General features: G+C 63.6%; 24 protein-coding genes and 2 tRNA genes. 17 read left to right on the top strand and 9 right to left on the bottom strand.

Annotation, left to right across the window (positions count from 1 at the left end):
- The first annotated feature begins 1 nt into the window (after window position 1).
- From pal to nadA, 6 genes are all read left to right on the top strand, one after another.
- Entirely contained in the window at window positions 2-508 is a 507-nt protein-coding gene (pal, locus tag RS899_RS19255; protein WP_017522099.1) for a peptidoglycan-associated lipoprotein Pal, read from the top strand.
- 6 nt (window positions 509-514) lie between these two features.
- The gene (gene ybgF, locus RS899_RS19250; protein WP_315810455.1) at window positions 515-1,357 is read left to right on the top strand and encodes a tol-pal system protein YbgF; all 843 of its coding nucleotides are present in this window, start codon (window positions 515-517) and stop codon (window positions 1,355-1,357) included.
- Window positions 1,358-1,554: 197 nt separating this feature from the next.
- Window positions 1,555-2,202 carry a 7-carboxy-7-deazaguanine synthase QueE gene (gene queE / locus RS899_RS19245; RefSeq protein WP_054910999.1) on the top strand — a complete coding sequence of 216 codons (648 nt, stop codon included), beginning with the start codon at window positions 1,555-1,557 and terminating at the stop codon, window positions 2,200-2,202.
- 20 nt (window positions 2,203-2,222) lie between these two features.
- The gene (queC, locus tag RS899_RS19240) at window positions 2,223-2,915 is read left to right on the top strand and encodes a 7-cyano-7-deazaguanine synthase QueC (protein ID WP_315807853.1); all 693 of its coding nucleotides are present in this window, start codon (window positions 2,223-2,225) and stop codon (window positions 2,913-2,915) included.
- A gap of 59 nt (window positions 2,916-2,974) precedes the next feature.
- Window positions 2,975-3,050: transfer RNA gene (locus tag RS899_RS19235), tRNA-Lys, on the top strand.
- Window positions 3,051-3,208: 158 nt separating this feature from the next.
- On the top strand, window positions 3,209-4,267 hold the full coding sequence (nadA, locus tag RS899_RS19230; RefSeq protein WP_024763373.1) for a quinolinate synthase NadA: 1,059 nt from the start codon (window positions 3,209-3,211) through the stop codon (window positions 4,265-4,267).
- Window positions 4,268-4,409: 142 nt separating this feature from the next.
- Here nadA and RS899_RS19225 read toward each other — a convergent pair whose 3' ends face one another.
- On the bottom strand, window positions 4,410-5,846 hold the full coding sequence (locus RS899_RS19225) for a M48 family metalloprotease (protein WP_024763374.1): 1,437 nt from the start codon (window positions 5,844-5,846) through the stop codon (window positions 4,410-4,412).
- A gap of 226 nt (window positions 5,847-6,072) precedes the next feature.
- On the opposite strand from RS899_RS19225, the gene RS899_RS19220 reads away from it, so the two are divergent.
- On the top strand, window positions 6,073-6,324 hold the full coding sequence (locus tag RS899_RS19220; RefSeq protein ID WP_315807852.1) for a sulfurtransferase TusA family protein: 252 nt from the start codon (window positions 6,073-6,075) through the stop codon (window positions 6,322-6,324).
- A gap of 56 nt (window positions 6,325-6,380) precedes the next feature.
- Window positions 6,381-7,460 carry an AI-2E family transporter gene (locus RS899_RS19215; protein WP_065086041.1) on the top strand — a complete coding sequence of 360 codons (1,080 nt, stop codon included), beginning with the start codon at window positions 6,381-6,383 and terminating at the stop codon, window positions 7,458-7,460.
- A 60-nt stretch (window positions 7,461-7,520) separates the two neighbouring features.
- Here RS899_RS19215 and RS899_RS19210 read toward each other — a convergent pair whose 3' ends face one another.
- Both RS899_RS19210 and RS899_RS19205 read right to left on the bottom strand, forming a co-directional pair.
- Complete coding sequence (locus RS899_RS19210) at window positions 7,521-7,991, bottom strand: peroxiredoxin (RefSeq protein WP_315807851.1); 471 nt, start codon at window positions 7,989-7,991, stop codon at window positions 7,521-7,523.
- 12 nt (window positions 7,992-8,003) lie between these two features.
- Complete coding sequence (locus RS899_RS19205) at window positions 8,004-8,561, bottom strand: glycine cleavage system protein R (RefSeq protein ID WP_024763378.1); 558 nt, start codon at window positions 8,559-8,561, stop codon at window positions 8,004-8,006.
- A 170-nt stretch (window positions 8,562-8,731) separates the two neighbouring features.
- On the opposite strand from RS899_RS19205, the gene dapA reads away from it, so the two are divergent.
- The 5 genes from dapA (at window position 8,732) to RS899_RS19180 (ending at window position 12,436) form a co-directional block, all read left to right on the top strand.
- Window positions 8,732-9,610, top strand: a complete 879-nt coding sequence (dapA, locus tag RS899_RS19200; RefSeq protein ID WP_315807850.1) for a 4-hydroxy-tetrahydrodipicolinate synthase — start codon at window positions 8,732-8,734, stop codon at window positions 9,608-9,610.
- A 13-nt stretch (window positions 9,611-9,623) separates the two neighbouring features.
- Complete coding sequence (bamC, locus tag RS899_RS19195) at window positions 9,624-10,814, top strand: outer membrane protein assembly factor BamC (RefSeq protein ID WP_315807849.1); 1,191 nt, start codon at window positions 9,624-9,626, stop codon at window positions 10,812-10,814.
- Window positions 10,753-11,511, top strand: coding sequence for an MBL fold metallo-hydrolase (locus RS899_RS19190; RefSeq protein ID WP_054910995.1), 759 nt, complete (start codon window positions 10,753-10,755; stop codon window positions 11,509-11,511). Before bamC ends, RS899_RS19190 begins: the two co-directional genes overlap by 62 nt.
- Before the next feature lie 29 nt (window positions 11,512-11,540).
- The gene (gene purC / locus RS899_RS19185) at window positions 11,541-12,251 is read left to right on the top strand and encodes a phosphoribosylaminoimidazolesuccinocarboxamide synthase (protein ID WP_038803299.1); all 711 of its coding nucleotides are present in this window, start codon (window positions 11,541-11,543) and stop codon (window positions 12,249-12,251) included.
- 95 nt (window positions 12,252-12,346) lie between these two features.
- Window positions 12,347-12,436 (top strand) — tRNA-Ser (locus RS899_RS19180).
- An 86-nt stretch (window positions 12,437-12,522) separates the two neighbouring features.
- On the opposite strand, the gene RS899_RS19175 is transcribed toward RS899_RS19180, so the two are convergent.
- From RS899_RS19175 to RS899_RS19165, 3 genes are all read right to left on the bottom strand, one after another.
- On the bottom strand, window positions 12,523-12,891 hold the full coding sequence (locus tag RS899_RS19175) for a hypothetical protein (RefSeq protein WP_315807848.1): 369 nt from the start codon (window positions 12,889-12,891) through the stop codon (window positions 12,523-12,525).
- 99 nt (window positions 12,892-12,990) lie between these two features.
- Complete coding sequence (locus RS899_RS19170; protein ID WP_017522075.1) at window positions 12,991-13,338, bottom strand: carboxymuconolactone decarboxylase family protein; 348 nt, start codon at window positions 13,336-13,338, stop codon at window positions 12,991-12,993.
- Window positions 13,339-13,474: 136 nt separating this feature from the next.
- The gene (locus tag RS899_RS19165; RefSeq protein WP_315810454.1) at window positions 13,475-13,957 is read right to left on the bottom strand and encodes a GreA/GreB family elongation factor; all 483 of its coding nucleotides are present in this window, start codon (window positions 13,955-13,957) and stop codon (window positions 13,475-13,477) included.
- A 124-nt stretch (window positions 13,958-14,081) separates the two neighbouring features.
- On the opposite strand from RS899_RS19165, the gene RS899_RS19160 reads away from it, so the two are divergent.
- Complete coding sequence (locus RS899_RS19160) at window positions 14,082-14,516, top strand: hypothetical protein (RefSeq protein WP_315807847.1); 435 nt, start codon at window positions 14,082-14,084, stop codon at window positions 14,514-14,516.
- Window positions 14,517-14,522: 6 nt separating this feature from the next.
- Here the strand turns inward: RS899_RS19160 and RS899_RS19155 are convergent, their stop codons facing one another.
- Window positions 14,523-15,008 (bottom strand): RcnB family protein, encoded by a 486-nt coding sequence (locus RS899_RS19155; RefSeq protein WP_315807846.1) that lies wholly within the window; start codon window positions 15,006-15,008, stop codon window positions 14,523-14,525.
- A gap of 269 nt (window positions 15,009-15,277) precedes the next feature.
- On the opposite strand from RS899_RS19155, the gene RS899_RS19150 reads away from it, so the two are divergent.
- From RS899_RS19150 to rmuC, 3 genes are all read left to right on the top strand, one after another.
- Complete coding sequence (locus RS899_RS19150) at window positions 15,278-15,646, top strand: MbcA/ParS/Xre antitoxin family protein (protein WP_024763405.1); 369 nt, start codon at window positions 15,278-15,280, stop codon at window positions 15,644-15,646.
- A complete protein-coding gene (locus RS899_RS19145; protein WP_054910907.1) occupies window positions 15,647-16,411 on the top strand; it encodes an RES family NAD+ phosphorylase in 765 nt (254 codons plus the stop codon).
- Between the two features lie 857 nt (window positions 16,412-17,268).
- Entirely contained in the window at window positions 17,269-18,633 is a 1,365-nt protein-coding gene (gene rmuC / locus RS899_RS19140; protein WP_233300329.1) for a DNA recombination protein RmuC, read from the top strand.
- Between the two features lie 151 nt (window positions 18,634-18,784).
- On the opposite strand, the gene RS899_RS19135 is transcribed toward rmuC, so the two are convergent.
- Window positions 18,785-20,131, bottom strand: coding sequence for an FAD-binding oxidoreductase (locus tag RS899_RS19135; protein WP_315807845.1), 1,347 nt, complete (start codon window positions 20,129-20,131; stop codon window positions 18,785-18,787).
- Window positions 20,132-20,219: 88 nt separating this feature from the next.
- On the bottom strand, window positions 20,220-21,110 hold the full coding sequence (locus RS899_RS19130) for a metal-dependent hydrolase (RefSeq protein ID WP_315807844.1): 891 nt from the start codon (window positions 21,108-21,110) through the stop codon (window positions 20,220-20,222).
- Window positions 21,111-21,116: the final 6 nt, after the last annotated feature.

Genomic DNA, 21,116 nt, shown 5'->3' with positions numbered 1-21,116 from the left:
GATGGAAATGCTGAAATTCGGCAAATTTGCCGTTATCGCCCTCGCCATGGCCGTAGCCGTTGGTTGCTCGTCCAAGAAAGGCGATGCAACTGGTGAAGGCGCCAATGGCGGCGTTGACCCGAACGCTGGCTACGGCGCCAACAGCGGTGCCGTTGACGGCTCCCTGAGCGACGAAGCCGCTCTGCGCGCTATCACCACCTTCTACTTCGAGTACGACAGCTCCGACCTGAAGCCGGAAGCCATGCGTGCCCTGGACGTACACGCCAAGGACCTGAAAGGTTCCGGCCAGCGCGTAGTCCTGGAAGGTCACACTGACGAGCGCGGCACCCGCGAGTACAACATGGCTCTGGGCGAGCGTCGCGCCAAGGCCGTTCAGCGCTACCTGGTACTGCAGGGCGTTTCCCCGGCTCAGCTGGAACTGGTTTCCTACGGCAAAGAGCGTCCGGTTGCCACTGGCCACGACGAGCAGTCCTGGGCCCAGAACCGTCGCGTTGAGCTGAAGAAGTAAGACGTGATGCCGATGCGCCTGCGTTTTCTGACCTTGATCGTATGCGGACTGCCCCTCATGGCGGCAGCCGCGGTTCCGGTACAGGACGGCAATGGTGGCTATGCCAGCACGCCGCCCTCGGGTTATGGCACCGCAGGCGCTGATGGCGCCTACGCCGGAGGCGGGATGACAACTCCCGTCTCCGGTCAGGCTCAGCTGTTCATGCAGCTGCAGCAGATGCAGGACGAAATGTCCCGCCTGCGCGGCATGCTCGAAGAGCAGCAGAACCAGATCCAGCAAATGAAGCAGGAGAACCAGGAGCGCTTCCAGGACATCGACAGCCGCCTTTCCAGCGGTGCAGGTGCAGGAGCGGCCGGTGCTGCTGTTCAACAGAATTCCCCCGCTGCCGGCGCCAGTGCCGGAGCTGCCGCCGGAGCAGGTGTTGCCGCCGCCCAGCAACAGCAGCCCGCCGCCAGCAGCGAGCCGGGTGACCCGGCAAAAGAGAAGCTCTACTACGACGCTGCCTTCGACTTGATCAAGGCCAAGGACTTCGACAAGGCCAGCCAGGCCTTTGGTGCCTTCCTGCGCAAATACCCGAACAGCCAGTACGCGGGTAACGCGCAATATTGGCTGGGTGAAGTGAACCTCGCGAAAGGCGACCTGCAGGGCGCCGGCCAGGCTTTCGCCCGCGTCAGCCAGGCCTACCCGAGCAGCGCCAAGGTGCCGGACTCGCTGTATAAGCTTGCCGATGTCGAGCGCCGCCTGGGTAACAATGACAAGGCTCGCGGTATCCTGCAGCAGGTGGTCGCGCAGTATCCGGGCACTTCCGCTGCCCAGTTGTCCCAGCGTGATCTGAAGAACCTGAAGTAGGCTTCCTATCTCGCAGTCTGAAAACCCGCGCCCGTCGCGGGTTTTTTCGTTAGAATTCCCGCCCCCGGAAAAGCCAGTGGTTTCAGCTGCGCTGATGTCTGCTGTGTTCCGGGATTGCCGGGCGCCTCTCCAGTGCGCCCACGACTCCAACGCAACGGAGGCGGATGGCCTGTATAGCCGTCACGCCCGTGGCTGATATGCAACAGACCCTGCGCATTACCGAGATTTTCTACTCGTTGCAGGGGGAAACGCGCACCGCCGGCTTGCCGACCGTGTTCGTACGCCTGACCGGCTGTCCCCTGCGCTGCAACTACTGCGATACCGCCTATGCCTTCAGTGGCGGCGAAATCCAGAGCCTCGACGCCATCCTCGACCAGGTTGCCCGGTATCGCCCGCGCTACGTCTGTGTGACCGGCGGCGAGCCGCTGGCGCAGCCCAACTGTATCCCGCTGCTCGAACGGTTGTGCCATGCCGGCTATGAAGTATCGCTGGAAACCAGCGGCGCGCTGGACATCTCGGCCACCGACCGCCGCGTCAGCCGTATCCTTGATCTGAAGACCCCCGGTTCCGGCGAAGTGGCGCGCAATCGTTACGAGAACATCGGCGAGTTGACGCTCAACGATCAGGTCAAGTTCGTCATCTGTTCCCGCGAGGACTATGACTGGGCGGTGTCCAAGCTGATCGAGTACCGCCTGGAGGAGCGCGCCGGCGAGGTTCTGTTCTCGCCCAGCCACCGCCAGGTGGACGCGCGCGCGCTGGCCGACTGGATCGTCAGCGACAACCTGCCGGTCCGCCTGCAGCTGCAATTGCACAAGATTCTCTGGAACGATGAGCCGGGCCACTGAGCGCGGAGGAGCCCCTGTTTATGTCCGACAAGAACGCTACGAACGACAAGAAAGCCGTGATCCTGCTCTCCGGTGGCCTGGATTCCGCGACGGTGGTTGCCATGGCCAAGGCCGAGGGCTACGCCTGCTACAGCATGAGCTTCGACTACGGCCAGCGTCACCGCGCCGAGTTGCAGGCAGCCGAGCGCGTCGCCCGCCAATTGGGCGTGGTCGAGCACAAGGTGATCGGCCTCGACCTGAATGGTATCGGCGGCTCCGCGCTGACCGACAGCAGCATCGATGTTCCCCAAGCCCCCAGTGAAGGCATTCCGGTGACCTATGTGCCGGCGCGCAATACCGTGTTCCTTTCTCTGGCGCTGGGCTGGGCGGAAGTGCTGGGCGCACGGGACATTTTCATCGGCGTGAACGCCGTGGATTATTCCGGCTACCCGGATTGTCGCCCGGAGTTCGTCGAGGCCTTCGAGCGTATGGCGAACCTGGCGACCAAGGCAGGAGTGGAGGGCGACGGCTTCCGTATCCAGGCGCCGCTGCAGTTCCTTTCCAAGGCGCAGATCATCGAGGCAGGCGTCGCTCGGGGCGTCGATTACGGCCTCACCGTTTCCTGCTATCAGGCTGATGATGAGGGGCGTGCTTGCCGCAAATGTGACAGCTGCCGACTGCGCTCCGAGGGCTTTTCCGCCGCTGGAATTTCCGACCCTACGCGATATTTCTGAAAAAAGTTTTCTCGGGGTGTTGTTTTTACGTTAGAAATCAGTATTATACGCACCACGTCGGGTCGTTAGCTCAGTCGGTAGAGCAGTTGGCTTTTAACCAATTGGTCGTAGGTTCGAATCCTACACGACCCACCATCAAATCCTGTGAAAGCCCCGTGATCGAAAGGTCACGGGGCTTTTGCCATGTGCCGGAAAAAGTCCGCCGCGCGGCACTCCTCGGCCCGCCGCGACGAGGGGTGGTGGTGATAAAATCGCCGGCATAATCAGACCGTGCCTGTTGAGGTTTCCACACGATGTCCCAGATTTCCGAACGCCTTCTGGTCCAGGCCCATCTGGCGGCGAAACAGCCGCGGGTGCTGAGCGCAGAGGAAGAGGCCGACTACCGTGCGGCCATCGCTGCCGAATTGAAGGCGCAGAATGCTGTGCTCGTCGCGCACTATTACTGCGATCCGGTGATCCAGGCGCTGGCTGAAGAGACCGGCGGTTGCGTTTCCGATTCGCTGGAAATGGCCCGCTTCGGCAACCAGCACTCGGCGCAGACCGTGGTGGTGGCTGGTGTTCGCTTCATGGGCGAGACCGCGAAGATCCTCAACCCGGAAAAGCGTGTGTTGATGCCCACGCTGGAGGCGACCTGCTCGCTGGACCTGGGGTGCCCGGTGGAAGAGTTCTCGGCGTTCTGCGACAAGCATCCGGAGCGCACCGTGGTTGTCTACGCGAACACCTCGGCGGCGGTGAAGGCTCGTGCGGACTGGGTGGTGACCTCCAGCTGCGCCGTGGAGATCGTCGAGCACCTGATGGACAACGGCGAGCCGATCCTCTGGGCGCCGGACCAGCACCTGGGGCGCTACATCCAGCGCGAAACTGGTGCGGACATGCTGCTCTGGGACGGTGCCTGCATCGTTCACGAGGAGTTCAAGGCCAAGCAGCTGGAAGACCTCAAAGCGGTCTATCCGGACGCCGCGATCCTGGTGCACCCGGAGTCACCGGAAGCGGTGGTTGAGCTGGCCGATGCGGTGGGCTCCACCAGCCAATTGATCAAGGCCGCGCAGACGATGCCGAACAAGCGCTTCATCGTCGCCACCGACCGCGGCATCTTCTACAAGATGCAGCAGCTGTGTCCGGATAAGGAGTTCATCGAGGCGCCCACCGCCGGCAACGGCGCGGCCTGCCGCAGCTGTGCACACTGCCCGTGGATGGCCATGAACACCCTGGAGCGCACCCTGGCATGCCTGAAGGAAGGCTCGGGCGAAATCTTCGTCGACCCGGCGCTGATTCCCAAGGCGATCAAGCCGCTCAAGCGCATGCTCGACTTCACCCAGGCGGCGAAGCTGAAACTGGCGGGCAACGCCTGACTCTCTCGGCACCATGAAAAAGCCCGGCAGATGCCGGGCTTTTTCTTTGAGGCTTTTGTCGGAGCGAGCTTGCTCGCGAACCCACCACGGGAATCAGTGGCATCAGGCTGTTCGCGAGCACAGGTAAGGGCTGCGTGGTTGCTCAGCGCCCCATCATCTCCTTGAGGATGCGTTCCTGGTCGCGGAACTCCTGCTGGCGTGCATCCAGGCGCGCAGCCAGGGTGAAGTTGCCGCCGGCGCGACGCTTGGCAAAGTCCAGTTGCTCGATCGCCTGCTTGTAGTCGCCGGTGAGCGCGTAGTACTCCGCGCGGGCCTGGTATACGCCGATGGCGTTGCCGCTCAGGGTGCAGGCATCGGCCAGGCGGTTCCACACGTCCGGGTCCAGCGGGCGGCGCTGGGACAGCTTGAACAGCGTCTTCTCGGCGTCGGCGGCGCGGTTGGTCTTCATCATCAGGTCGGCGTTGGCCTGGATCAGCGGATAGCTGTCCGGGTACTGGGTGAGCATCTTCTGCACGCGGGCCTGGGCATCGGGTAGCTTGTTGGCGGTGATGTCCAGGTCGGACATCGCCAGGTTGTAGCTGATGTCGTTGGGTGCCTTGGCCAGCAGTTGCTGGAGGTTGCTGCGGGCGTCGTTGAGCTGGCCGATCTTGGTCTGCGACAGCGCCAGGCCATAGCGGGCAGCATCGTTCTTCGGGTCTTCATCGAGCTGCGCGCGGAACTGTTTGCTGGCCATGCCCGGGGTGTCCTCGAACATCTGCTGGACGCGGGCGCGCATCAGTTCGTAGCGCAGCGAGTCTTCCTTGCCGCCCTTGGGGTATTGCTCGGCGCGGTTGCGGGTGTCGGCGATACGCGATTCGGTCACCGGGTGAGTCAGCAGGAACTCCGGCGGCTTGCCCTCGTAGCGGTACTGGCGCGCCAGGCGCTCGAACATGTTGGGCATGGAGCGCGGGTCGTAGCCGGCGCGGACCATGGTGGCGACGCCGACGCGGTCGGCCTCCTGCTCGTTCTGCCGGGAGAAGCGCAACTGGTTCTGGATCGCTGCGGCCTGGGTGCCGGCGATGGCAGCGATACCGGCGTCACCGGCACCCGCTGCGGCGGCAATAATGCCGGCCAGCATGGCGGCCATCACCGGTACCTGCATGCGCTGTTGCGCCTCGATGCCACGGGCGAAGTGGCGTTGGCTCAGGTGGCCGAGTTCGTGCGCCAGTACTGCGATGTATTCGCCTTCGGTCTGGGCATAGATGAACAGGCCGCCATTGACGCCGACCACGCCGCCAGGGGCGGCAAAGGCGTTGATCTGTTTGTCGCGGATCAGGATGAAGGCCAGGCGGTGGTCTTGCAGTTCACTGGACTCCGCCAGGCGGTAAACGCTGGACTCGACGTAATCCTTGAGTTGCGGGTCGTTGAGCGTATCGACCTGGTTGCGCAGCATGCTCAGCCAGGCGCGGCCAAGCTGGAACTCCTGCTCCGGAGAGACGATGGACGAGCTGGCATCGCCCAGGGACGGCAAGTCGTCCGCCAGGGCCGGCGTGGCGAGGGCGACAGCGAGCGACAGCAGGGCAGGGCGGAGTACTTTCATGTACACGAGGCTCGTTCCGAGAAAGGCTCTACTTTAGCCGCACGCTAACGCCTATGCCTAGTTTGCAGGGCGGAAGTGCGGCGCAATTCGAAATGGGTATTTTCGCTTGGTCTTCCTTTTAGGCCCTGATGCTGACGGCTTGATTAATGAACACCGTCTTGCCTGGGCCTGGTTACTTTTCCAAAGCTTTCGGTATTCTTGGGCGCCCTGACCGGAGTTCGTTTCGATGTCCGATTCCATGCCGTCCGTCCCCGCCTGTGACGCGGAGCTGGACGCCAGCGGTCTCAATTGTCCGTTGCCGCTGCTCAAGGCCAAGCTCGAGCTGAACAAGCTGCCCAGCGGAGCGGTGCTCAAGGTGATAGCCACCGACGCTGGCTCCCAGCGCGACTTCCGCGTTTTTGCCGATCTTGCCGGGCACTCGCTGGTGCATGAAGAGGTCGAAGGCGGCGTCTATCGCTACTGGCTTCGCAAGAAGTAGCTCTGAAGTTTCCGGGTAACCGGGACGTTACCCTTTGTCGTTTCGTAGGTCCTTACATGCTCAAGGTTTTGCAGGACTGGATGCAGCGCTATTTCTCCGACGAGGAGGCGATAGTGCTGGCGGTCATTCTCGGGCTCGGATTTACCGTCATCCTGGCTTTCGGCGGGATGCTCGCTCCGGTGCTGGCGGCGATGGTCATCGCCTTCCTGATCCAGGGCATGGTCGGTGTACTGGAGCGCCTGCGCGTGCCGCACCTGTTCGCGGTGTGGCTGGTGTATTCGCTGTTCCTCGGCCTGCTCGCGGTGTTCCTGCTGGTGCTGGTGCCGCTGCTGTGGAAGCAGCTCTTCACCCTGTTCAACGAGCTGCCCGGCATGCTCGGCGAGTGGCAGGCGACGCTGCTGATGCTGCCTGAGCGCTACCCGGACATGGTGACCGAGGAACAGGTGCTGCGCACCGTCGAGGCGGCGCGCAACGAGCTGGGGCAGCTTGGCCAGTGGGCGCTGACCTTCTCCCTGTCGGGCCTGCCGGTGGTGGTCAACATCATGATCTACCTGGTGCTGGTACCGATCCTGGTGTTCTTCTTCCTCAAGGATCGCCGGCGCTTCTACCACTGGTTCCGTCGCTACCTGCCGCGCGAGCGCGGGCTGATGAAGCAGGTGTGGAACGAGATGAACCAGCAGATTGCGAACTACATTCGCGGCAAGGTCATCGAGATCTTCATTACCGGCGTGGTGACCTACATCGCCTTCGCCGTGCTCGGCCTGAACTACGCGGCGCTCCTCGCCCTGCTGGTTGGTCTGTCGGTGGTAGTGCCCTACATCGGCGCAGTCGTGGTCACGGTGCCGGTCGCGATGATCGCGCTGTTCCAGTGGGGCTGGAGCGACCAGTTCATCTACCTGATGGCAGCCCACGCGATCATCCAGGCGCTGGATGGCAACGTGCTGGTGCCACTGCTGTTCTCCGAGGCAGTCAACCTGCATCCGGTGGCGATCATCTGTGCGGTGCTGTTGTTCGGCGGGCTGTGGGGCTTCTGGGGAGTGTTCTTCGCCATTCCGCTGGCGACTCTGGTGAAGGCTGTCCTGGATGCCTGGCCGCGCCAATCGGCGGTGCAGCCGCAGGTCAGCCCGATGATGTGACGCCGGGAAAGGAAAAAGGCCGCTGATCAGCGGCCTTTTTCATGGAGCTGGCTGAGTGGCTTACTGGTTCAGCGCCTGGGCGGCGGCGAGCACGGCATCCACGTGACCGGGCACTTTCACACCGCGCCACTCATGACGCAGCACGCCCTTGGCGTCGATCAGGAAGGTGCTGCGGTCAACACCCATGTACTCCTTGCCGTAGAGCTTCTTCAGCTTGATCACGTCGAACAGCTGGCAGACGGCTTCGTCCTTGTCGCTGATCAGCTCGAAGGGGAAGCACTGCTTGGCCTTGAAGTTCTCGTGGGACTTGATGCCATCGCGGGAAACGCCGAACACGAGGGTGTTGGCCTTGGCGAAGTCCTCGATCTTGTCGCGGAAGCCCTGGCCCTCGGTGGTGCAGCCAGGCGTGCTGTCCTTGGGGTAGAAGTACAGGACGACCTGCTTGCCCTTGAGCTCGGACAGGCGAAATTCGACACTGCTGGTGGCCGGGGCGTGGAAATCGGCGACGGGTTTGTTCAGTTCGACTGCCATTGGGCTCTCTCCTTACGGATGCTGCGGACGCCAGGGTTCGATCAGCGCGTCCAGGTTCAGCGCATCGGCGAAGTCTAGGAACTGATCGCGCAGCCAGCTGATCTGGGTGCCGGCCGGCAGCGTCACGGTGAGGGTGGCGTTGAGCATGCTGGTGTTGGTGTGCGGCGCCTGGTAGGTGTCACAGGTGAGGTTCTCCAGCTCGATATTGTGATCGATGAAGAACTGGCACAGCTCGTTGAGGATGTCCGGGCGATAGACGGCGCTGACATAGGCCACGTAGGGCAGGGCCTGGGCGCGGGTAACGTGGACATTGCTGCGGGTGACGCTGAGGGTGAAGCCATGGCGCTTGGCCAGCGGCGGCAGGCCGCCCTCCAGGCGGGCCAGGGCGTCCCAGCTGCCAGAGATCTGCAGGATGAGCGCGCTGAACTCGCCATGACGGGTCAGGCGGCTGCTGACCACCGAGCAACGGTTGTCGACGCAGGTGCGGCACAGCACGCTGGTCAACTCCATCGGGTTCGGGCCCAGAGCGCTGATCAGGAGGAATTGTTCACGAGGGTGAGAGGCGGACATGCAGCTTTCCTGGAGTGGCGGCCAAGCGGGCCGCATCGACAAAGGAGGAAGGGTAGCGAAAAGCGCCGATGAGGGGAATGTCTGGTCGTTCGCGGGTCGCTGCGTCACCTTGTGCGTGGCCGGTGGCGACAGTACCATTACGGCTTTCTTTTTCCGGCAGGAGCGGTTGCATGATTGCGGGCAGTATGGTGGCGCTGGTCACCCCCTTCGATGCTCAGGGTCGACTGGATTGGGACAGCCTCGCTAAGCTGGTGGACTTCCACCTGCAGGAAGGCACCAACGCCATCGTAGCGGTCGGCACCACTGGTGAATCGGCCACCCTGGACGTGAACGAACACCTGGAAGTCATCCGTCGCGTAGTCGACCAGGTCAACGGCCGCATCCCGGTCATCGCCGGCACCGGCGCCAACTCCACCCGCGAAGCCGTCGAGCTGACCGAGGCCGCCAAGTCCGGCGGCGCCGACGCCTGCCTGCTGGTGACTCCGTATTACAACAAGCCGACCCAGGAAGGCCTGTACCAGCATTTCCGCCACATCGCCGAAGCCGTGGCCATCCCGCAGATCCTCTACAACGTGCCGGGCCGTACCGCCTGCGACATGCTGCCCGAGACCGTCGAGCGCCTGTCCAAGGTGCCGAACATCATCGGCATCAAGGAAGCCACCGGCGACCTGCAGCGCGGCAAGGAAGTACTGGACCGCGTCGGCAAGGATTTCCTCGTCTACTCCGGTGACGACGCCACTGCCGTCGAGTTGATGCTGATGGGCGGCAAGGGCAACATCTCGGTGACCGCCAACGTCGCGCCGCGTGCCATGAGCGATCTCTGCGCTGCCGCCATGCGTGGCGATGCCGCCGCTGCCCGCGCCATCAACGATCGCCTGGTGCCGCTGCACAAGACCCTGTTCATTGAATCCAACCCCATCCCGGTCAAGTTCGCCCTGCACGAAATGGGGCTGATTCCAGAGGGCATCCGCCTGCCTCTGACCTGGCTCAGCCCGCGTTGCCACGAACCGCTGCGTCAGGCCATGCGCCAGACCGGCGTCCTGGCTTAAGGAGCTCCCTCGCATGAAGCGACTGGCAGGACTGACTGCGCTCGCCCTGGTTATCGGCAACACCTCCGGCTGCGGCTGGTTGTGGGGCCCGGAAGGCTACTTCCGTGACCGTGGCGACGATTATTTGAACGCCCGCGAAACGGCACCGATGAAGGTGCCCGAAGGCATGCAGAGCAAGCCGCTCGACCCGCTGCTGCCGATCCCGATGAACGTCGCCACCAGCACCGAGAAGGAAGGCGAGTTCGAAGTGCCACGTCCGCAGCCGCTGTCCGGCGCTGGTGAAGTCAGCGATTTCAGCCTGCAGAAGAGCGGTGATTCGCGCTGGCTGGTCGCCCAGCGCCCGCCGGCGGAAGTCTGGCCGGTTGCCCACCAGTTCTTCCAGGACAACGGCTTCTCCATCACCAACGAGCGTCCGCAGACTGGCGAGTTCAGCACCAACTGGCACCCGCTGTCGCAGCTCTCCGCGCCCCTGGCGCGTCGGCTGAGCAGCCGTGTATCGGGCGTCGAGCCTGACAGCGAAGCGCGCGTTCGCGTTCGCATCGAGCCGGGCGTGCAGACCAACACCAGTGAAGTCTACGTGCTGAGCGAAACCCGCCCGGCCGGCAGCACCGCCAGCGGTGATTGGCCGACCAAGCCGGCGGTGCCGAGCCTGGATGCTGCGCTGCTCGACGAGATGATCGCCAGCATGGCCACCAGTGCCGAGAAGGGCGGCTCCGTCTCCCTGCTCGCCGCCCACTCGGATTACGACACCCCCGGCGCCGTCCAGCTGAACAAGGACGGTAGCGGCAACCCGGTGCTGACCGTGGATTCCGACTTCGACCGCGCCTGGGTCAGCGTAGGCCGCGCCCTGGATCGTGCCGACATCCGTGTCGACGACCTCAACCGCAGCCTGGGCGTGTACTACGTCAACATCGCCGAAGGCGCGAAGAAGAAGGACGAAGACAAGCCTGGCTTCTTCAGCCGTCTGTTCGGCGGTGGCGAGAAGACCAAGGAAGAGGAAGACGCCAAGGCCCAGCGCTACCAGGTTCGCCTGACCAGCGTGAGCAATACCGTCCAGATCACCGTCGACAAAGACATCAACACTTCCGCACCGGCTGACGTGGCGCAGGGCGTGTTGGAAAAACTCCAGGAGAGTATGCGGAATGCACTTCGCGGTCCTGGGGAGCGGAAGCCGGGGCAATTCGGCCTTGGTGAGCAGTTCTGACACCCGGATACTGATCGATTGCGGTTTCCCGCTGCGTGAAACCATCCGCCGTCTGGCGCGCCTGGGCGTAGAGCCCGGGCAGCTGGACGCGGTGCTGGTCACGCACGAGCATTCCGATCACATCAACGGCGTCGAACTGCTGGCCCGGCACCATCGAATACCCGTGTATCTCAGCGCCGGCACCCTGCAGGGAATGCGCAAGCCGGTGACACCGGCGGGGCTGCTCAGATGCGGCGACCGACTGGTACTGAAAGACCTGGAAGTCACTGCAGTGAGCGTCTCCCACGATGCGCGGGAGCCCCTGCAGTACGTGTTTTCCGATGGCCGGAAGCGCTTTGGCCAGCTCACCGATCTGGGGGCCGCCACGGCGCAGGTGCTGGAATGCTATCGTGGCCTCGATGCGTTGATCATCGAGGCAAATCACGATACCGACATGCTGGCCCGCGGTCCGTATCCCTACCCACTCAAAGCCCGTGTTGGCGGCCAGTGGGGACATTTGAACAACCGGCAGGCTGCTGAACTCGTGGCCCAGCTGGGCTGGGAAAGCTTGCAGCACCTCGTGCTGGCGCATCTCAGCGAAAAGAACAACTCGCCGCAGCTGGCCCGGCAATGTTTCGTCGACACCCTCGGGTGCGACCCGGACTGGCTGCAGGTAGCCGATCAGCATTCTGGACTCGACTGGCGCACCATCGCCTGAGCCCACCCCCTAAGCAAGCGGAGCCCATCATGGAAAAACGCGAAGAACTCTATCGCGGCAAGGCCAAGTCGGTTTACACCACCGATGACGCCGACCGCCTCGTCCTGCTGTTCCGCAACGACACCTCGGCGTTCGACGGCAAGCGCATCGAGCAGCTTGATCGCAAAGGCATGGTGAACAACAAGTTCAACGCCTTCATCATGCAAAAGCTCGAAGCCGCTGGCATCCCGACCCAGTTCGACGCCCTGCTGTCGGACAACGAAGTGCTGGTCAAGAAGCTCGCCATGATCCCGGTCGAGTGCGTGGTGCGTAACTACGCCGCCGGCAGCCTGGTGCGCCGCCTGGGCGTGGAAGAGGGCCTGCAGCTCACCCCGCCGACCTTCGAACTGTTCCTGAAGAACGACGCCCTGGGCGACCCGTTCATCAACGAATCCCACGTCCAGGCCTTCGGCTGGGCGACCCTGGAGCAACTGGCCGAAATGAAGGCCTACTCCTTCAAGGTCAACGAAGTACTGAGCAAGCTGTTCGACGACGCCGGCCTGCTGCTGGTGGACTTCAAGCTCGAGTTCGGCCTGTTCCACGGCAAGATCGTCCTGGGCGACGAATTCAGCCCGGACGGCTGCCGCCTGTGGGACAAGGAAACCCGCAAGAAGATGGACAAGGACCGCTTCCGCCAAGGCTTGGGCGACGTCATCGAAGCCTACGAAGAAGTGGCCCACCGCCTGGGCGTGCCGCTGTAAACCGGCGAAATCACGCAAGCGCCTGATACCACGCAAAAAAATCCGAAAACAAAGCTTCGCGTTCGGACTTCAAGCTGGTATCATGCGCGCCGCACGGAGAGATGCCGGAGTGGTCGAACGGGACGGATTCGAAATCCGTTGAACCAGCAATGGTTCCTAGGGTTCAAATCCCTATCTCTCCGCCATTACAGATGGCCAGAACCCCTGAAATGCCTAGCGTTTCAGGGGTTTTGTCTTTTCCACGTCATGAAAGTCTCCACCCTGAGCTCCATCACCCGCAATACCCATCCATCTTCTCTCGATTCTTCTGTGTCGGATCCGCTTGATACTGCTGCAGCCAGAACTGACATGGCGCGCTGTTGAAGCGTTTGTCCCGTTCCGCTTTTTCGATCTCACGATTCTGCTGCTCCTGCGTAGCCTGCTGGCGTTGCAGGAATTGCTGGAACATTTCTTCGTTGCTGCGGGTTGGCGGGGGCGCCGTGGGTGTTGGCGTTGATGATGGAGCGAGGTGGGGGGCGAGAGCGAGCGGAGTGTTGCACCAGACCAGCCAAGCGGTGGCGGCGACGGCCAGGCAGCCGAGCCAGATGCCGACGGCGATGGCTAGGGTGAGTTTCCAGAAGCTGAGGGTAGGCTGGGGCATGGGCAACGGCTTTGGTTGGCTGAGCAGCACAGATAACCCATCGCACCCCTCAAGGGAAAGAGGCAGTCCCGCGGCGCCGAAGCGCCACGGGTGCAGGGCTCATTTCGGCGCGGCGGCAGACTCGTAGGCTTCGAGGGCGCGCAGGGAGTAGATGTAGGCGGCGCCGGCATTGAGCGAGATGGCGGTGGCCAGGGTCTGGGCGATCTCGGCTTCGGTGGCGCCAGCCTTGCGGGCAGCCTCGGCGTGAACGCCGATGCAGCCGTCGCAGCGGGTTGTGATGGCCACGGCGATGGCAATCAGTTCGCGGGTCTTGGCATCCAGGGCGTCGCCGTCAGCGGCGGCGGCTTCCAGGGCCTGGTAGGCGGCGATCATTTTCGGGTGTTTCTTGCCCAGGGCGCCGAAGGCTTTTTTCACGGCGGGGACGTACTCGGACCAGTTGAACAGCATGATGCTTCTCCTTGAGGCCGGGAGTGGGTGTGGCCTTGAAGCTTAGTCTGCGTCAGTTCGCGTGCCGGGTATTGTCTGTTCCGCTCAGATTTTTCATCGATGCGCTTGACTGCTGCTGCTTTACAGGGCGCAAGCGTCAACAGACGTCGAGGATTTCATAGCGCTGGCGTGCGCTGCCGGTTCCCACTTCGACTTCATCGCCGGGGTGACGCTGAAGCAGGGCGCTGCCCAGTGGGGCGCGGGTGGTGATGACCAGGATTTCGGTGCCTTCGTGCTGCACCTTGAGGCCGGCTCCGTCCGGGCCGAGGAATACCCAGCGCTGCTGGTCGCGCTCGTTGATCAGCTGAACCAGGGCGCTGGTCTGGATGCCCTGTTCCTCGTCGAAATCGCGCAATTGAAGGTTCTCGAACAGCGACAGGGCCTGGCGGATCTCTTCCACGCGCCGTGATTGGCCGGCAGCGAGGTAGGCCGCTTCCAGACCGAGGGTGTCGTACTTGTTCTCGGCGATGTTTTCCTCGTGGGTCGCGGTCTCGTGGGCCGTCTGGGCGGCGCGCATGGCGACCTCCAGGTCTTCGGCGAGGCGGGCGAGGATCAGTTGGTAGGCGCGTTTCTTGTCCATGGCGGCGGGCTGGAAATAAAGCCGCATATCCTAGGGCCTTTGCCCAGCCCTGCGAAGGCGCTTTCAAGATTTTCCGGCAGCAGCCGATAGAGCGGCTGAATTCCCGGTACAAAGGACATCCGGCATGAGCCTTTCGATTACCTCGGCGAACCAGGCTTTCGCCAGTCAGCTACGCGTTGCTACCTCAGCCACCACGGGTACGCAGGCCGACAGCGCCAATGAAGGCTCCGGCAGCCCGCGTCTGCAGGCCGGCGGAACGGCGCAAAGCGAGAAGAGCAGCAGCTCCGCCAGTTCCGGCAAGGCCAGCACCACCGTTGAGCAATTGCAGAAGCGCCTGAAGGAATTGCAGAAGCAGTTGCAGCAGGAGCAGCGGGAGCTGGCCGACGCACAGAAGCGTCACTATTCCTCGGATGCCGAGCGCACCGCGGCGCTGATGGCCCTGCAGAGCCGCATCGCCAGTACCAGTGCGGCCATGCAGCAGACCGCCGCGGCCTTGGCCGAGGCGATCCGCAGGGCTGGTGGCAGTGGCGCCGGCTCGATGCTCAGCGCCAGCGCCTGACGTGGATTAATAGCCGGCCAGGATGTTGACGATCAACCCGCTGGCGATGGCCACCAGGATGTAATCGCCGTTGACGTACAGCCAGCGATGGTCGCGCGGCGGTGCGTACAGGTGGCGCGCTTGCCAGTCGGTGACCCAATAGCGGTCGCCGCGATAGTTCGGCTCCACGATCACGCCGCGGCGCCAGTCACGGTGGGGCACGGGCATGCCGGCCTGAGGGCGGTAGTCCGGGTTCCTGTAGTAGCGCGGATCCGCGTGGCCATTGCGCCCCTGGTTGTAGTTGCCGTGAGGCTGCTGTTGGGGCCGTTGTTGATAGTGCTGTTGCTGGTCCGGCCGTTGCTGTTGCTGCTGGGGCGGCCGCTGCTGTTGTTGCGGCGGTCGATTATCCGGATGGTTCGGACCATAGTCCGGGCCGCCCCCCGGCTGGGCGAAACTCGCCAGCGGGCTGCCGAGCATCAGGGCGGCACAGAACAGGGCGACAGACTTCTTCATGGTGTTTCTCCTGGCGCAGCCGGCGTTGCCGGTGCGTGATTCCTGCTTTCATCTCCCGGACGATCCGGGTACTTCATGAGACCGCGTCGTCGGGTCAATGAATGCCAAGCCTAAGTAAATGTTCGGTAAAGAAATTCTCTGCTTTGTCAGCGCTTTGATACGGGGCTGCTGGGGGAGGGCAGCAGGTGGCTTTTCGAGCACTGCAGTCTTTGTGTGGTTACAGCATTTGGTGATATGTTTGCAGCAAATGCACTTGTTGGAGCTTTGCCATGAGCGCACTGCTGAAGGAAAACCCGGCTGCCGATACTGTCCTCGCGAAGGCGGTGTTGACTGCCCGCGAGCACCTGGCGATGACACAGCAGGAGCTGGCTGCCATCGTCGGTGTGGACCGCAGCGCGGTGAGCCGCTGGAAGCAGAATGGCCTGCGCGTGGACAGCAAGACCGGCGAGCTGGCGTTGCTGCTGGTGCGCATCTACCGCGCGCTGTTCGCTCTGTTCGGCGGTAATCATGAGGACATGCGCCACTTCCTGCGCACCGAGAACCGCCACCTGGGCGGTGTGCCGCTGCAGTTGATGGAGCGGGTGCAGGGGCTGGTCGCAGTGGTCGAGTACCTGGACGCCATCCGGGGCAAGGTCTGAATGTCCTTCGAAGCCGGCGCTCGTCTGTGGGCGAAGTATGAGGACTCGGTTGTTGCGCCCATCCGTGGGCGCCTGGTCCGACTGGTGGAGAGCCAGGGCCAGGTGGCGACGTTGCAACTGGTGGACACTCTGGAAGAGCAGGCTCTGCTGGAGGAGTTGCTGGAAACCAGCAAACCGCGCATGCCGTCCAGCGCTGAGCCACTGCATTACCTGCTGAAGACACCGTTCCGCTACCCGCCGCTGCGGTGGGGCTCGCGCTTTGGTCGGCGCCATGAGCCGAGCCTGTTCTACGGCGCGCTCAAGCTGGAAACGGCGATGGCGGAATCGGCGTTCTACCGCTTCGTGCTGTGGGAGGGGATGGCCACGCCGCCGCCCAGTGGACGGATCCTTTCCGAGCACGCTTCCTTCGAGGCGCGCTTCCAGGTACAGAAGGGCGTGCGGCTGCACCTGCCGCCGTTCCGCGAGCACGCGGCCCTGCTCGATCCACAGGATTACAGCGTGACTCAGGGGATGGGCAGTGCGATGCGCGATGCGGGGGTGGAGGCTTTCGAATATCGTTCGGCGCGTTGTCCGCAGGGAGGCATCAATGTGGCGTTGTTCGTGCCCTCGGCCTTTACCGAGAAGCGCCCGCGCAACCTGATGCCCTGGCTCTGCGAGACGACTTCGGAGTATGTCGCCTTCAAGCATGCCCAGGTGCCCGACAGCCCACGCATTTACCGCCGCGAGCAGTACCTGGTGGACGACAGGCTGCCCCATCCGGCCTGACCGTTCATCGTTTCGCCACTTACGCGTCATGTTGTGCGGTGTATGTTGCGGGATGGCCAAGCAGGGAGTGCCAGACCATGGATATACGGATAGCTGTCCATCCCAGCGACGATCGTCGCTGGCGTGTGTACCTCAATCAATTCTTCTATGACTGCAAGAGCCGCAGTTCGGCCGAGCGTATTTATGCGCGGGTCTGCGCCGCGGAGCAGTTGGCGATTCAGCTTCCCGAACCACCTCGCATCGTCCGGCCGCAGCGTGTGCCACGGCGCCAGGTTCAGATCGCCTGAAGTTTGCCGGGCATCGGCGTCGGAAAACGGAACTTCCGACCCGTGCATTGCCCGGCAGCAAGCACTACCTGCCTGAGAACACTTCTTATCCACTGCCCTGAAACGGGGCGGTCGGCTGCTGCGTGGCGCGCACTTGTGCACAATGCTGACGCACTCTGTCAAGCCCCCGAAACATTGCACTTGGCCACCCTCTGAATTTCCTTGCGTTTTTTAACTTATTGAAAAATAAAGAGAATTTTGATTGGTGAAAAAATCACCAATCTGTCACACGGCCCCAGTTCACTGGGGGTATGGGCGGTTTTCAGCAAGTTCTCCACCGAGTTATCCACAGCTTCTGTGGATTGTCCCGAGCGCTTGCTCAGGAGCCTTGTGCCAGGGCCTTTACGGCGGACGAGGCCGCTCCCGGCGAGCGGCTGGTAGACTGGCGCGATCCTTTGCCACACCTCGGAGTCCTGCATGCCCCTTGATCTGTCCGCCCTGTTGATCGGTGCGCTCGCCGGATTGCTGCCCATGGCTGCGCTTGCCTGGCGTCTGCAAGCGCAAAGGGTGGAGGTGGAGCAGGAGGCGACCCTGCTGCGCGAGCGGCTGGCGACGGCGCAACTGGCGCAGGACGGGCTGTCCGCGCGGGCTGAGGCGGATCGTGATGCTTTCCAGCGCTTGAGTGGCCGGCACGGCGAGCTCTCCGCCGAGGCGGCGGCGCTACGCCGCGAAGTTGAACTGGGCAAGGAGGAGCGGGCCCGCCTGGGTAACGCCGAGCAAGACTGGCAGGCCGAGCGCGCCGACAAGGAAACCGAGCTGCGCCGTCTTTCCGCTGAGCACGCGGCGCTCTCCGCCGAGCTGCGCGAGCAGCAGGACAATCACCAGCTACGACTGGGCGACCTGCAATCGGCGCGAGACGATCTGCGGGCGCAGTTCGCCGAGCTGGCCGGGAAGATCTTCGACGAGCGCGAGCAGCGTTTTGCCGAGTCGAGCCAGCAGCGCCTGGGGCAGTTGCTCGACCCGCTCAAGGAGCGCATCCAGTCCTTCGAGAAGCGCGTGGAAGAGAGCTATCAGGCCGAGGCCCGTGAGCGCTTCTCGCTGACCAAGGAGCTGGAGCGCCTGCAGCAGTTGAACCTGCGCCTGGGCGAGGAAGCCACCAACCTGACGCGCGCACTCAAGGGTCAGAAGACCCAGGGCAACTGGGGTGAGCTGGTGCTCGAACGCGTGCTGGAACACGCCGGCCTGGAGAAGGGCCGCGAGTATGAAACCCAGGTCAGCCTGCGTGCGCCGGATGGCGAGCGCTTCCAGCCGGACGTGCTGATCCGCCTGCCCGGCGACAAGCAGGTGGTGGTGGACGCCAAGGTCAGCCTGACGGCTTACCAGCAGTTCATTGCCGCCGAGGACGAGGTGATCCGCCAGCAGGCGCTCAAGGCCCATGTGCTGTCACTGCGCAACCATGTGAAGGGGTTGTCCGGCAAGGATTACCGACGCCTGGAAGGGCTGCACAGCCTCGACTTCGTGCTGCTGTTCATGCCGATCGAAGCGGCTTTCTCGGCGGCACTGCAGGCCGAGCCGAATCTGTTCCAGGAGGCCTTCGAACGCAACATCGTGATCGTCAGCCCGACCACCCTGCTGGCCACGCTGCGGGTGATCGACAGCCTGTGGCGCCAGGAGCGGCAGAACCAGAACGCCCGCGAGATCGCCGAGCGCGCCGGGGCGCTGTACGACAAGTTCGTGCTCTTCGTGCAGGACCTGGATGAGATGGGGACCCGCCTGCAGCAGTTGGACAAGACCTACGCCGCTGCGCGCAACAAGCTCTGCGAAGGGCGCGGCAACCTGATCAGCCGCGCCGAGCAGGTAAAACTGCTGGGGGCGCGGGCGAGCAAGAACCTGCCGACGGAGTGGCTGGAGCGGGCATTGAGTGACGATGCGCCGCTGGTGGAAGAGGGCGAGTAGGCCCGGCTTGCAAACGGACCTGTAGGAGCGAGCTTGCTCGCGAACCCCTATCTCTCGTACACATCCATGTGGCCGACGGGTCCTGTTCGCGAGCAAGCTCGCTCCTACGAAGAGCCCGGCGTTGTTTCCGCGGTGGGGCGTATGCGCTCTGTCAGAACAGCGAGTAAGGCTTGCCCGCCGTGCCATCGGCGAATCGCTGCAGCCGGAAGGCGTGCAGGTCCACTCCCGGATCGCCTTTGTGTATCCACTGGCTCATCAGTTGGCCGACGATCGGCCCCATGGCGAAGCCGTGGCCGCAGAAGCCCGTGGCGATCAGCAGTCCGGGTACTTGCGCGGGTGCATCGAGCACCGGAATGCCATCGGGCAGCACGTCGATCAGTCCCGCCCAGCTTTCCACGACTTTCACATCGCGTAGTGCCGGGAAGGCTTTCGCCAGATTCTGCTGTGCCGTGAAGACACGCGCGGTGTTTGCCTTTACCTGCGGATCGCGCTCGCCGAGTACCGGGCCGTTCACGCTCCTTTCCGAACCGGGCAGGCGCTGGCGCAAATCGTGGAACAACGCGCCGTTGAGCTTGAAGGAGAAGCCCGCGCGGTGCTCCGGCAGGTGCGGCAGGTAGTGTCTGGCACCGCGCAGGTAGTCGAGGTTCAGGTCGATGTCGGCCTGGGTTTCGTCAGCGAGGTTGATGCTGCCATCGGCACGCTGGCGGAAGCCGATGCCGTGGCCGATGAAGCTTTGAGCGCCCACGTCCGGGCCGGGGCTGGTGCGCGAAACGGTGCAACGTACGGCCTGTTGCGGCAGTTCCAGGCCGAGGCTCTGCACCAGGCGCCAACTGCTGGCGCCCGCGCAGATCAGCAGGTGTCGGGTTTTCACATAGCCGCGTTCGGTCTGTACGCCGCAGACGGCGCCGGCGGCGCGGTCGATGCCGGTGACGCCGCAGCCTTCGACGAACACGGCGCCACGCTCAATGGCACGCAGCGCATAGCCGGGCGCCACGCGGCGCGGCTCGGCCTGGCCGTCATTGGCGGTGTAGAGGGCGCCCAGTGCCGGGTCGCTCAGGGTCGGCATCAACTGCGCGACTTCCGCGCGGCTCAGAAGCCGTGTCCCGAGGTCGAAGTTGGCGGCGACCTTCAGCCAGTCTTCGTACTTGCGCTGCTGCTCGGGTGTTTCGGCCAGGTACAGGCAGCCGCCCTGGCGCCATTCCAGCGGCAGTTGCAGTTCTTCTTCCAGGCGCTCCCACAGCGGAATCGCCGCCATCATCAACGGCACTTCCGCCGGATCGCGCGCCTGCTGGCGGACGAAGCCCCAGGCGCGGGTGGATTGCTGGCTGGCGATCCCGGCCTTGTCCAGCACCAGTACACTCAGGCCCCGGCCGGCGAGCTGCCAGGCGGTGGCGCAGCCCATGATGCCGCTGCCAGCGATGACCACGTCCACCTGCTCTGGCAGGCGCTCCACGCGGGAGGAAAGGGCGGGGTGAAGCGGATAGGTTCCCATCGGCATACGGCGGCATCCCTGAGTCGAATAACGGATGCCGCAGTATGCGATTGACGTGCGCCGCGCATCCACTGCGCGGGCGCGCCGACAGGCGCTACGAGGCGCGCGCGGCCCGGCTGGCGGCCGGCGAACGGGCCAGGTAGTCCAGCGCTTCCTGGGTGTTGGCCTCGTGGTCCGGGTGGTACCAGGGCTTGAAGTAGCGCAGGAAGCTGGTGGTCAGGGAGCTGATCTTAGGCAGCACGCCGGACTTCGAGCCATCGCGCCAGATCGTGGCGAAGGAGCGTGGTTTGGCGATGGTCGGGTCCTGTCGCGACAGGGTGCGGGTGCCGAAGGCGAACAGATAGATGATCAGTGGCCACACCACGAACATCCACAACTGCCGGCTGACGAAGGTGCCGCCCAGATGGACGTGCAGGTCATGGGCGACGTTGCGGTGCTCCACTTCCTCGGCGCCGTGCCAGCGGAACAGGTCGAGCAGCACCGGGTCGGCCTTGGCGCGGTCCAGCGCATCGGCTTCGAGAATCCACTTGCCGAGGATGCAGGTGAAGTGCTCCACCGCGGCGACGATGGCGCAGCGCTGGCCGATCCACCAGCGCTTGAGCCAGGGTGTGCGGTTGAACAGTTCAGTGCCCAGCGGCGTGTCGCTGAGCAGTTGTTCGAACAGGTAGTCCATGACCTTCAGATAGCGTGTGGAGTCGATGCCGTGGTGGCTCAGGTAGCGCTCCAAGGCACCCGAGTGGGCGCGGGCGTGCATGGCTTCCTGGCGGATGAAACCCTGCACGTCTTCGCGCAGCCGGCCTTCCTTCACGAAGGGCAGTGCCTTGTTGTAGAGGCGGCAGAACCACAGCTCGCCCGCCGGCAGCATCATGTGGATGACGTTGATCGCGTGGGACGCTTCGGGCTCGCCGGGAATCCAGTGCAGCGGCGAATCGGTGTAGTCGAACTGCACCTTGCGTTGCACGAGCTTGTGATGATGGTCGTTCATGGCAGT

This window comes from Pseudomonas sp. C9-3, assembly GCF_032392015.1.
Taxonomy (GTDB): Bacteria; Pseudomonadota; Gammaproteobacteria; order Pseudomonadales; family Pseudomonadaceae; genus Pseudomonas; species Pseudomonas nitroreducens.
Note: the sequence above shows the minus strand (reverse complement) of the source record. Positions and strands in the feature narration are given on the sequence as shown.

Bases quoted from the DNA above. Each gene is read 5' to 3' on its own strand.
- pal (WP_017522099.1), top strand. From the start codon at position 2: ATGGAAATGCTGAAATTCGGCAAATTTGCCGTTATCGCCCTCGCCATG.
- ybgF (WP_315810455.1), top strand. From the start codon at position 515: ATGCCGATGCGCCTGCGTTTTCTGACCTTGATCGTATGCGGACTGCCC.
- queE (WP_054910999.1), top strand. From the start codon at position 1,555: ATGCAACAGACCCTGCGCATTACCGAGATTTTCTACTCGTTGCAGGGG.
- queC (WP_315807853.1), top strand. From the start codon at position 2,223: ATGTCCGACAAGAACGCTACGAACGACAAGAAAGCCGTGATCCTGCTC.
- nadA (WP_024763373.1), top strand. From the start codon at position 3,209: ATGTCCCAGATTTCCGAACGCCTTCTGGTCCAGGCCCATCTGGCGGCG.
- RS899_RS19225 (WP_024763374.1), bottom strand. From the start codon at position 5,846: ATGAAAGTACTCCGCCCTGCCCTGCTGTCGCTCGCTGTCGCCCTCGCC.
- RS899_RS19220 (WP_315807852.1), top strand. From the start codon at position 6,073: ATGTCCGATTCCATGCCGTCCGTCCCCGCCTGTGACGCGGAGCTGGAC.
- RS899_RS19215 (WP_065086041.1), top strand. From the start codon at position 6,381: ATGCTCAAGGTTTTGCAGGACTGGATGCAGCGCTATTTCTCCGACGAG.
- RS899_RS19210 (WP_315807851.1), bottom strand. From the start codon at position 7,991: ATGGCAGTCGAACTGAACAAACCCGTCGCCGATTTCCACGCCCCGGCC.
- RS899_RS19205 (WP_024763378.1), bottom strand. From the start codon at position 8,561: ATGTCCGCCTCTCACCCTCGTGAACAATTCCTCCTGATCAGCGCTCTG.
- dapA (WP_315807850.1), top strand. From the start codon at position 8,732: ATGATTGCGGGCAGTATGGTGGCGCTGGTCACCCCCTTCGATGCTCAG.
- bamC (WP_315807849.1), top strand. From the start codon at position 9,624: ATGAAGCGACTGGCAGGACTGACTGCGCTCGCCCTGGTTATCGGCAAC.
- RS899_RS19190 (WP_054910995.1), top strand. From the start codon at position 10,753: ATGCACTTCGCGGTCCTGGGGAGCGGAAGCCGGGGCAATTCGGCCTTG.
- purC (WP_038803299.1), top strand. From the start codon at position 11,541: ATGGAAAAACGCGAAGAACTCTATCGCGGCAAGGCCAAGTCGGTTTAC.
- RS899_RS19175 (WP_315807848.1), bottom strand. From the start codon at position 12,891: ATGCCCCAGCCTACCCTCAGCTTCTGGAAACTCACCCTAGCCATCGCC.
- RS899_RS19170 (WP_017522075.1), bottom strand. From the start codon at position 13,338: ATGCTGTTCAACTGGTCCGAGTACGTCCCCGCCGTGAAAAAAGCCTTC.
- RS899_RS19165 (WP_315810454.1), bottom strand. From the start codon at position 13,957: ATGGACAAGAAACGCGCCTACCAACTGATCCTCGCCCGCCTCGCCGAA.
- RS899_RS19160 (WP_315807847.1), top strand. From the start codon at position 14,082: ATGAGCCTTTCGATTACCTCGGCGAACCAGGCTTTCGCCAGTCAGCTA.
- RS899_RS19155 (WP_315807846.1), bottom strand. From the start codon at position 15,008: ATGAAGAAGTCTGTCGCCCTGTTCTGTGCCGCCCTGATGCTCGGCAGC.
- RS899_RS19150 (WP_024763405.1), top strand. From the start codon at position 15,278: ATGAGCGCACTGCTGAAGGAAAACCCGGCTGCCGATACTGTCCTCGCG.
- RS899_RS19145 (WP_054910907.1), top strand. From the start codon at position 15,647: ATGTCCTTCGAAGCCGGCGCTCGTCTGTGGGCGAAGTATGAGGACTCG.
- RS899_RS19135 (WP_315807845.1), bottom strand. From the start codon at position 20,131: ATGCCGATGGGAACCTATCCGCTTCACCCCGCCCTTTCCTCCCGCGTG.
- RS899_RS19130 (WP_315807844.1), bottom strand. From the start codon at position 21,110: ATGAACGACCATCATCACAAGCTCGTGCAACGCAAGGTGCAGTTCGAC.